The organism is Nocardia sp. NPDC059236 (assembly GCF_042754085.1).
GTDB lineage: Bacteria > Actinomycetota > Actinomycetes > Mycobacteriales > Mycobacteriaceae > Nocardia.
Genome location: NZ_JBHZAF010000002.1, coordinates 766,715 through 781,281, shown reverse-complemented (window position 1 = coordinate 781,281; position 14,567 = coordinate 766,715). Strand labels below are relative to the sequence as shown.

Below are 14,567 nucleotides of genomic sequence, written 5' to 3'. Positions count from 1 at the left end.
GACAATCGGGCGGTGGCGATGCGGCAGTGGGCGGGGTTGGGGTTCGGGGGGTCCATCGGCGCGGCCGTGGCCCTGCAGGCGCGGATCAATGGGGAGCTGGGGCAGCGGCTGGGCGATGGGATTGCGGCGGCCACCATCAGTTTCGGGAGTGGACTGCTGATCCTGGCCGTCGTGTTCGCGGGCAGCGGGCGCTTGCGTGCGGGGGTCGGGCGGGTGCGGGCCGCGCTCGGTACCGGGGAGTTGCGATGGTGGCAGCTGCTGGGTGGGCTGTCGGGCGCGTATTTCGTTGCGTGTCAGGGGCTCACGGTGGCGACCATCGGGGTGACGGCGTTCACGGTGGCCGCGGTGGCCGGGCAGTTGGTGAGCAGCCTGGTGGTGGATCGACTGGGGTGGGGCCCGGGCGGACCGACGCCGGTGACGACCGGGCGGATCGGTGCGGCGGTGCTCGGGCTGGTCGCCGTGCTGCTCGCGGTGCTCGGCCGCAGCGGCACCGGCCCGGTCGCCGGGCATTCGACGGCCTCGATGCTGCTGGTGGCGTTACCGCTGGTCGCCGGCCTGCTGGTGGCTTGGCAGCAGGCGGTGAACGGCCGGGTGGGTGCGGTCGGCGGGCCGCTGTCGGCGACGCTGGGCAACTTCGCGACCGGCACGGCGGCGCTGGTGGTCATCGAGGCGGGCGTGCTGGTCCGGCGCGGTGGTCTCGGGTCGCTGCCGAGCGAACCGTGGCTGTATCTCGGTGGCCTGATCGGCATTTCGTTCGTGGCGCTGGCGGTGCTGGTGGTCCGCTGGATCGGGGTGCTGCTGCTGGGCCTGACCTCGGTGGCGGGCCAGCTGCTGGCATCCCTGGTGCTGGACGTGGTGGCGCCGACCGGGGTCGGGCTCTCGGTGTCGGCGATCATCGGCTGTGTGCTGACCTTCGTGGCGGTCGCCGTGGCCGCCCGATCGCGCGGATGAAATCTGTTCCCCGGATTCGTAATTCGCTGTCCACATGAGTGTGCGATGGTGCGATCATGGCTATCGACTACGTGGTGTGGGTCGCGCGTCTGGTGCTGGCCGTGGTGTTCGGCCTTTCGGCGTGGGGCAAGCTCGCCGATGGGCCCGGAACCCGGAAGGCGGTGGGGGAGTTCGGGATCCCGCTTGCCTGGATACCCGCGGTGGCCTGGGCGCTCCCGGCGGTGGAGGCCGTGGTGGCGGTGGCGCTGCTGCCGCCGTGGACCGCGGCCGGTGCGGCGCTGGTGGCGATACTGCTGCTGGGAATGTTCACCGGTGCGGTGGTGCGCCTGCTGCGCCAGGGAAAACGCCCCGTCTGTTCATGTTTCGGGGCCGCCAGCGCCGCCCCGATCGGGCGAGGCACGGTGGCGCGCAATATCGTGCTGATCGTCCTGGCCGGCGTGACGGCCGTGGCGACGCTGGCGGAGCCGCAGGTGCCGGGCGGCCTGCCGGTGGACCATGTGGTCGCGATGGGGGTGGCGGCCGGATTCGGTGCGGTGCTGGTTTCCCTCTGGGGTGAGCTGCGAGCCGTGCGCCGCCGCCTGGACGAGAAGGGGCTGCCGCCGGGTGCGGCCGCGCCGGAATTCGAGGTGCTGAAGACCGCGCGCGCCCGGGCCGGAGACCGCGCTGCGGTATCGCGTGCGCGGGACTCCCTCCGGCGTCCGCAGCACTGAGCAGGGCCGGTGGCGGCCGATGCACCGGGCATCGGCCGCTACCGGGTCAGACCAGTTTCTTCGAGCGCAGCTCGTGGCCCTTGGAGGTCTTGCAGCGGCCGGATTCCAGATCCCACTGCCAGCCGTGCAGGTTGCAGGTGAGCGTATTGCCCTCGACCACACCGAATTTCGACAGGTCGGCCTTGAGGTGGGGGCAGCGGCGCTGCACCTCCCAGCCGTCGAGCTCGGTGGAGGCGGAATCGTCGTGTGCCTCGGCGAACCAGCCGTCGGCGTAGGCGATGCGCTCGTCGGTGAGGCACTTGAAGAAGGTGTAGAGGAATTCGTTGTAGCCGCCGATGCGCCAGGTGGTGAAGCGCGTCGACAGGAAGATGGTGTTCACCCAGTCCGGCTCGTCGTCGCGCAGCACGGTGCGCACCAGCTGCGGGTCGATGCGGAATCCGTAGCGGTACTTGCCTTCTCCCTCGATGGGCTCGCGCACCACCCGCTTGGGGAAGTCGAGCACCACGGTCTCCTCGCCCATGACCAGGCCGACCGGGTAGCCGATGCCGTCGCAGATGAGGTCGCTCTGCGCCATGATCGGCTCGAACTTGGCCTGGAGCGCGGGCAGCAGCGGCTCGCCCTCGGCCGGGGCCCAGGTGGCCTTCTCGGCGGCCAGCACCGGCGCCATGCGCTGGGCCATGGCCTCGATGTAGGCGGCCTTGTCGCCGTAGATGGTGTCCGGGTGGACCGGGTGGGTGAGCGAATTCAGTTCCTTGCCACGCAGATCCGCGGTCGAGCCGGGGATCATGAGCAGCCCGCCCTCGTTGCCGTGAATCTTCATCTGATCCAGGAAGACGATCTGGTCGGGGAAGATATTGCCCTCGTCGCCGCGGTCGTCGTTGAGGTAGCGCAGCTCGTCGTCGAGGAAGACCGGCGGGCCGGCCGACGGGACGACCCAGGTGGCCCCGACCTGTTCGATGTAGGAGCGGCAACGGTCCATGCCGCGCTGACGCTTCTGCTTGCCGAAGTTGGCCTTGGTCTTGGTCGGAATGTCGTACACCATCGGATACCAGATGGCGCCGGAGTACTGCAGCAGGTGGATGTCCACATGCCCGAAGGCGTCGTGCAGCACGTCCATGTCGACGGGCCGGGCGTCGTTCATGTTGAAGCACACGGTTTCCCCGTCGGCGACGACCAGGGCGGAGTCGCCGATCGGGCCGTCGGCGGGCGCGCGCAGCGCGATGATCATGATGTCCAGGTCGCCGCCGGGACCGGTGACGGTGGTCTTGACCGAGTCCTCGGTCTCCACGAACTTGGTGAAGCCGAGCTTCTCGAGCTCCCGCTTGAGGTCCGGCACCGGGTAGTCGGGCAGCAGGACGGTGGCGTCCTTGTTGACCTTGTCGGCCAGGTGCTTGGCGTCCCAGTGGTCACGGTGCAGGTGCGAGACATAGAGGAAATCGCAGTTGCCGAGCTCGTCCCAGTCCAGCTGGGTGTTGTCGGGGAACGGGAACCACGATCCGAAATAGGCCGGATTGACCCACGGATCGCAGAGGATCGTTCCGGCAGCGGTTCGAATGTGGAATCCGGCGTGTCCGACGCTGGTGATCTGCACGAGCTTCATTCCTCCCTGACCGTTACCAGCCACCCAGAGTACTGGCTAGCCGGAGACGTCGCCGATGCAGTAACCCTCGGAGCCCGACTTCAAGGTGTATATCTGCTTTGTCTGGTCTCCGGCGCCGGTGGTGACCGGTACCGACACCGTGATGTACCCGCCGCGCGGCCACTCCGACCTGATGGACTGGTCCACGAAGGTCCTTACCTCCCCCGGCTTCGACGGGTTCACCGCCAGCGGCGCGGTGGCCGGTTTCCCGGTGCCGTCCGGATCCCAGGTCCGGCCCGCGGCGCAGACCAGTGGATACGCGTCCTCCCGGTCCGTGGGATGCAGCGGCCGGCCCATGGAGCGAGAGAGGAAGCGCCGCACCGTGTGTCGCGCGTCGGCGTCATTGAAGCCGAGTTCGCCCCCGGTCGGGTAGACGTGCGGGCAGGCATAGCCGGTGGCGATGTCGCGGTCCTGTGCGGTCACCGTGACCGCGGCGTTCTGCCAGGTCACGGACTGGCCGCTGGGGACGCCCGGTCCGGCGAGCGCATCGATGATGGCCCGCGGCTCGGCGTACATGCTCTGAATATTGGGCGGCGCCATGGTCCAGCAGCGGTCGGCCAGTTCGTCCAGCCCCCTTCCCTGCAGGTCGGCCACCCAGCGCGCGACGGCCGACGCCGCGTTCGGTTTCCCGGGCGCCGCCCCGACGCCGCCGCTCACCGCCGCGATAGGGCTGGGGCTACTGCTGGTTTCACTGGACATATCGAGGTCGGCCCCGAAATCCGTGCCCTCGATCCCGGCTTTCGAATCGCAGCCGCCGGCAAGGCAGGCCGCGCCGACTATCAGCGTCCCGAGCAACCTCTGGTGGATTTGTGCACGCAACGCTGTCCGGCCGTTTTCCACTCGTGCGAACCTCTTTCAGTGTCGAGAAGTCACATCAACTGAATTGCTGTTACCGGGATCACTGGATGCCGCGCGGGCAGCGACTAGGCTAGCGGAACTGTGGAACCCGTCTATTACCCCGTCATCGGCCTGGCCCGCACGATCTTCGCGCTGCAGGGCCTCAAGTTCACCGTCAAGGGCGACGAAAACATTCCGGCGACCGGTGGCGCGGTGATCGCGATCAACCACACCGGGTACCTGGACTTCACCTACGCCGGTCTGCCCGCGCGCACCACCGGGCGGTACATCCGCTTCATGGCCAAGAAGGAAGTCTTCGACAGCTCCGTCTCGGGGCCGATCATGCGTGCCCTCAAGCACATTCCGGTGGATCGTGCGGCGGGAGCGGAGTCCTACCACGAGGCCGTGAAGCGGCTGCGCGGCGGCGAACTGGTCGGCGTCTACCCCGAGGCCACCATCAGCCGCAGCTTCGAACTCAAGGAGTTCAAGTCCGGCGCGGCCCGCATGGCCATCGAGGCCGGCGTCCCCATCATCCCCATCGTCATCTGGGGCGCCCAGCGCGTGTGGACCAAGGGCTTCCCGAAGCGCCTGGGCCGCACCAACACCCCCATCTCCATCGCGGTCGGCAAGCCCATCCAGCCCTTCGAGCCCGCCGCCGCCCTCACCGACGAGCTCCACGCCACCATGTCCGACATGCTCCTGGACCTGCAAAAGGACTACGTCCACGAGCCCGGCGCGTACTGGGTGCCCGCGCGCCTGGGCGGCAGCGCCCCCACCCTCGAAGAGGCCAACGCCATGGACGCCGCCGAGGCCGAGGAGAAGGCCGCCCGCCGCGCACAGAAGCCGACCGAATAACACAGCCCTGCGTTCAACGGCCTGCTACGGGGAATCGGAGCCCCCGGAGCAGGCCGTTTCCGGTTCGGGCACGGAGCCCGGACGGCTTCGGCTCAGCTCGGGTCGGAGCCGCGAACAGCCGCCAGCCAGGTGGCCGCTGCCGCCGCCACCAGCGTCGCGACCGCGAAGGCCGGCCAGCCGCCGCCGGAGGAGTACACCCACAGCAGTCCCGCAAACGGCCCGACCACCGCGGACTGCGCATCCAGCAGGAGCCCGCGCCCGATCCCCGTCCGCCCCATCGCCTCCGGATCCGGCCGCACCGGATTATCGATCAGTTTCCCCACCGGCTCCGAATCCCGCAGTCGCCCAGCCGGATACATCCGGTGCGCCCCGACATGCACCGCCCGCCCGGCCAATTCGGCCGTGCCCGGCGTGAGCGTCACCAACATCGGATCGAAATACACCGGCAGCCAGCGATTCTTCCCCTCGATCGTGAACTCCAGCCACGACCGGCTGACCAGCCGATGCTGCTGCCGCACCCGCCGCACCGCCACCTCCCGCCGCTCCGGCCCGCCGGGCAACCCCGCGGGCAGCCACCCCAGCGCGACAGCGAACCGAAACCCGCTGTAGCCCAGAATGATCACGGCCACCGTGCCCAGCATGGCCACCTGCTCCGGATCGGCGAACGGGACCCAGGCGAGGGTGATCGCCAGGGTCCCGATCGTCATGAGCGCCGGATAGGCCAGGGGGTGGCCCGTCCGGGAATTCACTTCAGGAAGCCGATTTTGGTGTAGTCGAGGCTGGCCAGACCGGCCGCGCCGTAGTTGGCGAGGTTGGCGCGGACGCCGATGTTGGCGGGCGACTGGATGAGCGGCAGGGAGTGGCCCTCCTCGAAGACCTTCTTGTCGACCTGGTTGGCCATGCCGATGGCCTTCTGCGGGTCGAGCTCTGAGACGGTCTGCTCGATCAGGTTGTTGAGATCGTCGGAGCCGATACGGCCGTAGTTACCCTGGACGTCATCAGGGTGGTAACCCCAGATCTGGTCGAGGCTGCCGAGCGGGAACAGGTCACCCACCCAAACAAACTGCGCCACATCGAAATCGCCAGTCTTGATGTACTTGGGGAAGAAGTCCTGACCCGGCTTGGTGTCGATGGTCAGCTTCACGCCGATCCGGTCGAGATTCTGCTGAATGATCTGCGCCAGCTGCACCCAGTAGTCTTGGTTGTACATGACATCGCGGATCTCCAGCTTCCGGCCATCCTTCTCACGGGTGCCGCCGCCCGGCGGGACCTTCCAGCCGAGCGCGTCGAGTTCCTTGGCCGCGGCGTCGGGGTCGAAGCCGAGCGAATTGTCCTGGTAGCCCTTCTGGTTCGCCAGGTAGACGTGGTTGTTCAGCGCCTTGGGATCGATGACGAGACCGTTCTCCATGGCCGTCGCGATGCCCTGCCGGTCGATGGCCTTGCCGATGGCTACCCGCAGCGCCGGGTCGGCCAGGATGGAGCCGGGTGCACCATTGAAGGTCAGATGGGACCACTGGCTGCTGTTGGCCCGCCGAATGGCGATGCCAGCAGTGCCCTGGGCGGACTTGAGCTCGTCGCGGCTGGACAGTCCCACCGCGTCGATCTCATTGTTCTGCAGCGCGGGCACCGTGGCCGCGGCGTCGAGGATGCTGAAGGTGATGGTGTCCAGCTTCGGTGTGGCGCCCCACCACTTCGGATTGCGGCCCAGCGTGATTCGCCCCTGCGCGCGATCGACGGACTGGACGATGAACGGGCCCGCGCTGACGCCCATGGCGTTCACGAAACCCTTGTTGAAGGCATCGGGGGTCGCCGTCACGGACTTCGGGTAGAGGAAGCTGTTGCCCGCGAACTGGCCCTTCCACTCACCGAAATGCTTGTTGAAGGTGACGATGGCCTGCCGGTCGTCGACGCCGCGCTCGACCTTCTCGACCCGGTCCCAGCCCTGCGTGTTGCCGATCAGGAAGTCCTTGTTCCGACCGCTCAGCGCATTGGCTTGCGACGCGATATCCTCCCAGGTGATCGGGCTGCCGTCCGACCAGACCGCCTTGGGATTGATCGTGTAGACGACCGTCTCGGGGTTGGTATTGGTGAGCTGGACGTCGGTGAAGTAGTCGGTGTCGACCGAGAGATTGCCCGCCGCATCGGATTTGAACGCGCGCGGCATCGTCGGCCGTTCGACGCCCATGACCTCTGCGTCGTTGCCGTCGACCTCGAGGGTGTTCCAGTTGGACGGGAACGAGGAGACGGCCAGCCGCAGGTTGCCGCCGTCGCGCAGGTCCGCGACATTGTGCGGATTGATGTCGCTGGTGGCTCCGAGGTCGGACGCCACCGCATTGGAATTGTCGTTGCCGCCGCCACAGCCGGTCGCCATTATCGACACGGCCACCAGTGGGACCGCGAGCTTGATGCCGATCGAGCGAATCCTCACCGGTTGCTCCTTCCGTCGGAGTTCTGCTGGAACATTGTTCGCCCTATCCCGAGACGACCGGGACAGGTACGGCGTCGATGAGGGCACGGGTGTACTCATGCCGAGGATCGGTGAAAATCTGTTCGGCCGCACCGTATTCGACGATCTGACCGCGATACATGACGGCGATGTCGTGCGCGAGGTTGCGCACCACGGACAGATCGTGGGAGACGAACAGATAAGACAACCCGCGCTCGGCCTGCAAGTCGCGCAACAGGTTCAGCACACCTGCCTGGATGGAGACGTCCAGCGACGAGACCGGCTCGTCGAGCACCAGGATCTCCGGGTCCAGCGCAAGGGCCCGCGCGATATTGATGCGCTGTTTCTGCCCACCGGAGAAATCGGCAGGATATCGATCGGCGTGTTCGGGGCGCAAGCCGACCAGGCTCAGCAATTCCTTGACCCGGCGCTCGATTTCGTGGTTGGGACGGCTGTTCACGCGCAGCGGCTCGGCCAGGGCGTCGAAGATCGGCAGCCGGGGATCCAGCGACGCGGACGGGTCCTGGAATACGATCTGCATCTTGCGGCGAATCTCGCGGCGACGGACCTTGGTCAGCGTCGCGACATCGCTGCCGAGCACCTCGATGATGCCGCTCTCCGCTGGGATCAACTCCATGATCTGGGTCAACGTGGTCGATTTCCCGGAACCGGATTCGCCGACCAGGGCCAGGGTGCGGCCCGACTTGATCTCGAAGCTGACCCCGTCGACCGCCTTCACCTCACCGGTACGGCGTTTGAAGACCACGCCCTTGGTGAGTGGGAAGGTCTTCTTCAACTCCGAAACCCGCAGCACCACAGCTTCATCGGTGGGTTGGGGTTCCTCCGCGGGCGGCACCTCGTGGCGGTAGGCGGCGAACAGTTCCGCGGTTCCGATTTCGGCGACGCGGATGCACGCGGCTCGATGGCCCGGCTCGGTGTCCCGCAACGGCGGTTCCGCCGCGTGACAGTCGTCGATCGCGACCGGGCAGCGGGGCGCGAACGGGCAGCCGGGCGGCAGTGCGTGCATGGCGGGCGGCGCGCCCACGATCGGGACGAGCGGTGCCCGCGCCGGACCGTCCAATCGCGGAATGGAACCCAGCAGACCGACCGTGTACGGCATCCGAGGTGCGTTGAAAAGCTCTGCGGTGCGGGCAGTTTCGACAATCCGTCCGGCGTACATGACGGCCACCCGATCCGCCAGAGTGGCCGCGATACCCATGTCATGGGTGATGAAAACGACGCCCGCGCCCGTGATGTCGCGCGCCTTGCGCAGCAGATTCAGGATCTGCTTCTGTACGGTGACGTCCAATGCGGTGGTCGGCTCGTCGCAGATGATGAGCTCGGGGTCATTGGCGATGGCCATGGCGATCACCACGCGCTGGCGCATGCCGCCCGAGAACTCGTGCGGAAAAGCCTTGGCCCGAACCGAGGCATCAGGGATACCGACCAGATCGAGCAGCTCCACCGCTTTCTCGGCGGCTTCGCGCTTGCTCATCTTTCTGTGCGCGAGCAGGGCTTCCGCGATCTGGTCGCCGACCCGGTAAACGGGTGTCAGGGCCGAGAGCGGGTCCTGGAACACCATGGAGATCTTGCTGCCGCGCAAGGCGGACAGTTGCCGGTCGCCCATGCCGAGCAGTTCCTGCCCGCGCAGCCGGATGGAACCCTGCACGCGGGCCTGATCTGGGAGCAACCCCATGATCGCCATCGACGAAACCGATTTGCCGGAACCGGATTCACCGACGATGGCCAGCACCTCACCGTCCTGGACGGTGTAGTTGACTCCGCGCACCGCCTCGACGCGGCCTTCTTCGCTGGGGAAGCTCACCCGCAGATCGGAGATCTCGAGCAGCGGCGCGGTGGTGGGCCGGATTCCCTTGTCGGACATGCTTGCCTTGTCGGTCATGCCGCGGCCTTTCCGGCGGGCTTCGCTACCCGGTCCTTGCGGCGCGAGCGGGCGCGTTGTGAGCCGGGGTCGAAAGCATCGCGCAACCCATCACCGACCAGGTTCGTGCACAACACGGTCAGAATCAGAAACCCGCCCGCGAACAGGAACAACCAAGGGTAGGTGAGCGCAGACTTGGTGCCCGAGGCGATCAGCGTGCCCAACGAGACATCGGGTGGCTGCACACCGAATCCCAGGTAGCTCAGGCCGGTTTCGCCCATGATCGCCGCGCCCACGGCCAGCGTGGTGTCGATGATGAGGATGGAGGCGATGTTCGGGAGAATGTGGGTGGTAATGATCGTCCAGGTGGACGCGCCCATATATTTAGCGGCCCTGACGAATTCACGTTCCCGCAGACTGAGGGTCAGGCCGCGTATCAGCCTGGCGCTGATCATCCAGCCGAATCCAGCGAGCAGCACGATCAGCAATACGATGCTGCCGCTGCCCTTGGCACGCGGCGCGAACAGCGCGACGATGATGAAGCTGGGCATCACCAGCAGCAGGTCGACCAGCCACATGATGGCGGTATCGGTCCAGCCGCCCAGCAATCCCGCCACCGAGCCCGCGAAGGCCGCGATGAGGGCAGATATGAACGCCACGGAGAAACCGATGATCAGCGACTTCTGCAAGCCGCGCAGCGTCTGGGCGAGGACGTCCTGCCCGATCTGATTGGTGCCGAACGGATGCCGCCCGCTGGGTGGCTTCAGCAGCGCCGTGTAATCGAGCTGCTGGTAGTCGTATTTCAGCAGCGGTGGCAGCGCGAAACTGAGCACGAGCATCAACAGCAGAATGCTCAACCCGATCACCGCGGGCTTGTTGCGGAGGAACCGCCGCCACACCAGTTTGCGGCGTCCCGCGGCCGTGGGCTCCGGCGCGCCCTGAACGATCATTTCGGTTTCAGTCATCACGCACGCACCCTGGGGTCGAGAATCGCGTAGACGATGTCGGACAACAGGCCCGACAGCAGAATCACCAGTGCGACGAACGCGGTGATGGTCACCACGGGGTACAGGTCCTGGGCGTTGATCGAATCCACCAACCACTCACCGACGCCGTGCCAGCCGAAGATCTTCTCGGTGAAGGTCGCGCCGGTGATGAGTGCGCCGAAGCTGTACGCGAACAGCGTCGCCATTGGAATGAGCGCGGTCCGCAAGCCGTGCTTGTAGAGAGCCCGGGAGCGAGTGAGGCCCTTGGCGCGCGCGGTTCGGATGAAATCGCTCTGCAGGACGTCGAGCATGGCATTGCGCTGGTAACGGCTGTATCCGGCGGCGGCACTGAGGATCAGGCCCAGGGTCGGGACGATCATGTGCTGGAGGCGGTCGACGAACTGATTCCATGCCCCGTGGATCGCGTTCGCCGAGGTCTCGCCCGTGTAATAGAAGATCTGCTGTCCGGTCGCCGTATTGATCTCGAGCGCACCGTATTTCAACAGAGTCGCGAGCAGGAACACCGGCGTGCTGAGGATCAGCAGGGATAGCACCGTGGTCAGATAGTCGCTGATCTTGTATTGCCGGATAGCCCCGGCTGCGCCGACCATCACGCCCAGCGCCGTGCCCACGATCGAGCCGACGAGCAACAGCCGGAGACTGACCCCGATGCGACGCGGCAATTCCTGATTCACCGGCTGCCCGGCGAGGGTATGACCGAAATCGCCGTGTGTGACGATGCCTCCTACCCACTCCGCGTACCGCTGCGGGATCGGCACATCCAGCTTCAGCTCATCGCGTTTGGCGTCGATCACCGACTGCGGCGGCCGAGGATTGCGCTGCTCGAGGCTGTCCAGTGGATGAAACGTGAGCGACGCGAGACTGAAGGTCAGGAACGACGCCAGCACCAGCAGCACGACATAGTTCAGCGCACGTCGCAGCAGAAAACCGGCCATCATTCCCTTTCGGGGTCGAGTACTGACCCAGATCATAGGGAGTGAGAAGCGTAAACGCGGGGTACGGACCCCGGACGCCACGGCAATCCGTGTGTTATTACGCGCGTCCTGGTGGGTCTGGGGGTGCGGGGTGGTGCGGTGCGGAACGGTGTCCGAAAGGTCTCTTTTGTACGGCGAGGTCCGGAATCCACGGGCGCACCGGTTGTGGCTCGAGGCAGGATGGAGTAGGTGACGCTCTTTCACCTGCCCAAACCCAAGATGGTCGCCTCCGATGTGGACGGCACGCTCATCGACCACCGTGAGCAGGTGAGCGCCCGCACCAAGGCGGCGATCAACGCCCTCATCGCGGACGGGGTGCCGTTCGTGCTCGCCACCGGAAGGCCGCCGCGCTGGATCGATCCGGTCGTCGATGGGCTCGGCTTCTCGCCGCTGTGCGTGTGCGGCAACGGTGCGGTCATCTACGACAGTGCCGCGGATCGGGTGCTGGACACCCGCACCCTGGATATCGAAACCCTCACCTGGGCCGCCGATCTGGCCGAGCGCCTGCTGCCGGGCTGCGGCCTGGCCGCGGAACGGGTCGGTTCCAGCGCGCACGACGCGGCCACACCGCAGTTCGTCAGTTCGCCCGAATACGAGCACGCCTGGCTGAACCCGGACGACACCCAGGTCTCCCGCGCCGAAGTCATCTCCGCGCCCGCGATCAAGATGCTGATCCGCCTACCCGGCGCCGCCAGCGCGGACATGCGCGCCGTGCTGGACCCGCACCTGGCCGGCCGCGCCGACCTCACCTACTCCACGGACAACGGCCTGATCGAACTGTCCGCCCCCGGCGTGACGAAGGCCACCGGCCTCGCGACCATCGCACAGCGCCTGGGCGTCCAGCACAGCTCCCTCATCGCCTTCGGCGACATGCCGAACGACGTCCCCATGCTCCTCATGGCCGGTCACGGCGTCGCCATGGCCAATGCCCACCCCGAGGCCATCGCCGCCGCCGACGAGGTGGCCCCCTCCAATATCGAGGACGGCGTCGCCCGCACCCTCGAACGCTGGTGGTCCTGACCGTCTAGTTGGGCGCGGCCGCGGGAATGGGGGCGGCCTGGGCGGGCGTGCCGGGGGCGGGGATGGACTTGCCGGGGATGGGGTCCTGGACGGCGCCGTAGTTCTTCAGGACGGTGGTGACGATTCCGGTGAGCTTGTTGAAGATCAGGGCGCCGTTCTGGAAGTCGGTGCGGAGGCCGTCCTGGACCGGATATTCATTACTGGTGGGCAGGCCGAGAAGGCCTGTGCCCGCACCCAATTGCAGGAAGCGCTCCAGAATCTTCCCGACCACCGAGAAGATCTGACCGGTCGGCGAGGAATACACGTAGCCATTGGTGAATTGGCCGTACTGGCCGCCGTCCGCCAAGTCGATCGGTTCCGCTTTCGGTTGTCCCAGTGGGCCGTTCGCGCCACCCTGATCGTTCCAGTAGCGAGCCACCGGGCTGCGGTCGAGCATGTTCAGGATCTTCTGGGTGAGATCGGCCAGGGCGGCCAGATCCGCCTGACTGTCGGCGTCGGGAGCGGGGGCGGGCTGCGGATTGCCCGCGTTCTGGCCGGGACGGACCCGCGTCGGACCGGGATCCTCGGGCGTGTTCGTGCCGGCCGCCACGTCCTCGGCGATCTGCCGGATCTTGTCCATCAGGGCGTAGGCGGCGTCACCCGGGCAGGTGGTGTTGCCGACATCGCGGTGCGCGAAGATGTTCGGCAGCTTGACCGCCTGTCCCAGAGCGTATTTCGTGTAGTCACTGCCCTCGGAGTACATGGTGGTCTGACCCTCGGGATCGATGCCCGCCACCTTGGCCCGCCAGCCGATGTACTTGCCGATCGCCTGGATGGACACGTCCGTCGGCGCCTCGTCCTCGTAGTCGCCCATCAGCGCGACGCCCGCGGTATTGATATTGAAGCCGCCCGCGTGCGCGCCCTCGACCGGCCGGTCCAGGCCCCCGTAGCGGCCCTCGAAGATCTGCCCGTACTTGTCGACCAGGGCGTTGTAGCCGATGTCGCACCAGCCCAGCGTCTTCGCGTGATACGAGTAGATGGCGCGCACGATGCCCGCGGACTCGGCCTTGGTGTAATCGTTGCGACCCGCGGTGTGGTGCACCGTGATCGCGGAGACGCCGTCGTCGTAGGTGGGCTCCTCGCAGCGCAGCGATTCGTCCGCGCCCCACTGCGCGCGGGTGATCACCTTGGGCCCGCCGCCGGGCAGCGGCGCCGCCACCGTCTGCAGGTTCTCGTCGATGCTGCCGCGGCCCGGATCGATCAGCACCGCGGCCAGCTTCTCCAGATTGATCTGCGCCGGATCGGCCGATCCGTCGTCCAGCGGTTTGGGTTCGGCGGGCGCGGCGGCCGGCTTGCGGGTCACCAGCATCTGCACGGTCTTGGTATTGCCGACGTAGATCGGCTCGGTGCCGGTGCGCTTGCCCGGCGCGGGATGGTCCTTGCCGTTCTCGGTTTCGGCGTCGTACCAGGGTCCCCAGGTGCCGTCGGGACGCTGGGCGCGGAGCATGGTGGTGGTGCCGGCCAGGTCCGGCGCGGTGAGCGCGACCATGCTGAACGGGGTGTCCCGGGTCAGCTCCTTGACCTGTGCGCCGACCTTGTCGACCAGGTCGGCGGGCACCGCGCCCGCGTTCAGCGCGGGGGTGCGCAGGTCACCGGTGAGACCGGGCACGGGATGCGGGCCGGGCGCGGCCGGATTGTCGGCGGTCGGGATCGGCGCCGGAACCCCGGAATCGGCCGGGGCGACCGGTGTTCGACTGCCGGGAGCCGGTGTGGCCGCGGGAGCCACTGGCGCGGAAGGGGTTTCGGCGCCCGGCGGCCCGGAGACCTCGGGCCCGGGTTCGGCGATGAAGCCGGGCGCGCCCGCGGCCGGGCCGGTCGGCCGGGCGGAACCGGGGGTGACGATGGTGGCGTTGGGGAGCGAGCCCGGGAGGGTGGGTCGGGTGACGTGCGGCCCGGTGTCGGATGCGGGCCCGACGGGCTGCTGCGGCGAGTCGTTCAGCCGCGGTAGTGGAATCTCGCTGGGTAGTTGGACGCCCGGAATGAGATTCGGCGGGATCGGAATCGATTTGGGCAGCGGCAACATTCGCAGATCGGACAGGCGTAGGTCGGGCAGGTCCAGCCCGGTGAGCTCACGCAGCGGCAGCACGATGTCGGGCGCCGAGTCCAGGGCGAGTTCTGCCATTTGTGCAGGTATAGCTGCCCAATTGCTTTCATCGGTGTTCCGGACGTCCCGGGAATCGCTCAGCGCCAGAATGCCGACGGGAGCG

Annotated in this window: 12 protein-coding genes; 4 read left to right on the top strand and 8 right to left on the bottom strand. The window is 67.2% G+C overall.

From position 1 onward, the window contains the following. The first annotated feature begins 18 nt into the window (after positions 1–18). A complete protein-coding gene (locus ACFXIV_RS08670; protein WP_379393596.1) occupies positions 19–951 on the top strand; it encodes a DMT family transporter in 933 nt (310 codons plus the stop codon). Positions 952–1,007: 56 nt separating this feature from the next. Continuing rightward, on the top strand, positions 1,008–1,661 hold the full coding sequence (locus tag ACFXIV_RS08665) for a MauE/DoxX family redox-associated membrane protein (protein WP_379393057.1): 654 nt from the start codon (positions 1,008–1,010) through the stop codon (positions 1,659–1,661). A 46-nt stretch (positions 1,662–1,707) separates the two neighbouring features. Here the strand turns inward: ACFXIV_RS08665 and ACFXIV_RS08660 are convergent, their stop codons facing one another. Together ACFXIV_RS08660 and ACFXIV_RS08655 are read right to left on the bottom strand one after the other, a co-directional pair. Beyond that, entirely contained in the window at positions 1,708–3,252 is a 1,545-nt protein-coding gene (locus tag ACFXIV_RS08660) for a Rieske 2Fe-2S domain-containing protein (protein ID WP_379393598.1), read from the bottom strand. A gap of 45 nt (positions 3,253–3,297) precedes the next feature. Continuing rightward, positions 3,298–4,140: a hypothetical protein gene (locus ACFXIV_RS08655; RefSeq protein WP_379393059.1), complete on the bottom strand. Its 843-nt coding sequence runs from the start codon at positions 4,138–4,140 to the stop codon at positions 3,298–3,300. Between the two features lie 99 nt (positions 4,141–4,239). On the opposite strand from ACFXIV_RS08655, the gene ACFXIV_RS08650 reads away from it, so the two are divergent. Next, a complete protein-coding gene (locus ACFXIV_RS08650) occupies positions 4,240–4,992 on the top strand; it encodes a lysophospholipid acyltransferase family protein (protein WP_379393061.1) in 753 nt (250 codons plus the stop codon). A gap of 92 nt (positions 4,993–5,084) precedes the next feature. Here ACFXIV_RS08650 and ACFXIV_RS08645 read toward each other — a convergent pair whose 3' ends face one another. From ACFXIV_RS08645 to ACFXIV_RS08625, 5 genes are read right to left on the bottom strand one after another with little or no spacing between them, the layout of a single operon-like run. Further along, positions 5,085–5,699, bottom strand: coding sequence for a hypothetical protein (locus ACFXIV_RS08645; protein ID WP_379393600.1), 615 nt, complete (start codon positions 5,697–5,699; stop codon positions 5,085–5,087). 38 nt (positions 5,700–5,737) lie between these two features. Further along, entirely contained in the window at positions 5,738–7,420 is a 1,683-nt protein-coding gene (locus ACFXIV_RS08640) for an ABC transporter family substrate-binding protein (RefSeq protein ID WP_379393063.1), read from the bottom strand. A gap of 43 nt (positions 7,421–7,463) precedes the next feature. Continuing rightward, entirely contained in the window at positions 7,464–9,341 is a 1,878-nt protein-coding gene (locus ACFXIV_RS08635) for an ABC transporter ATP-binding protein (protein ID WP_379393065.1), read from the bottom strand. Further along, complete coding sequence (locus ACFXIV_RS08630) at positions 9,338–10,285, bottom strand: ABC transporter permease (protein WP_379393067.1); 948 nt, start codon at positions 10,283–10,285, stop codon at positions 9,338–9,340. Before ACFXIV_RS08630 ends, ACFXIV_RS08635 begins: the two co-directional genes overlap by 4 nt. After that, complete coding sequence (locus tag ACFXIV_RS08625; protein WP_379393069.1) at positions 10,285–11,262, bottom strand: ABC transporter permease; 978 nt, start codon at positions 11,260–11,262, stop codon at positions 10,285–10,287. The genes ACFXIV_RS08630 and ACFXIV_RS08625 overlap by 1 nt, the downstream gene beginning before the upstream one ends. Before the next feature lie 258 nt (positions 11,263–11,520). Here ACFXIV_RS08625 and ACFXIV_RS08620 point away from each other — a divergent pair, with 258 nt between their 5' ends. Then, the gene (locus ACFXIV_RS08620) at positions 11,521–12,321 is read left to right on the top strand and encodes an HAD family hydrolase (RefSeq protein WP_379384777.1); all 801 of its coding nucleotides are present in this window, start codon (positions 11,521–11,523) and stop codon (positions 12,319–12,321) included. Between the two features lie 4 nt (positions 12,322–12,325). Here ACFXIV_RS08620 and ACFXIV_RS08615 read toward each other — a convergent pair whose 3' ends face one another. Next, positions 12,326–14,482, bottom strand: coding sequence for an N-acetylmuramoyl-L-alanine amidase (locus ACFXIV_RS08615; protein WP_379393071.1), 2,157 nt, complete (start codon positions 14,480–14,482; stop codon positions 12,326–12,328). Positions 14,483–14,567: the final 85 nt, after the last annotated feature.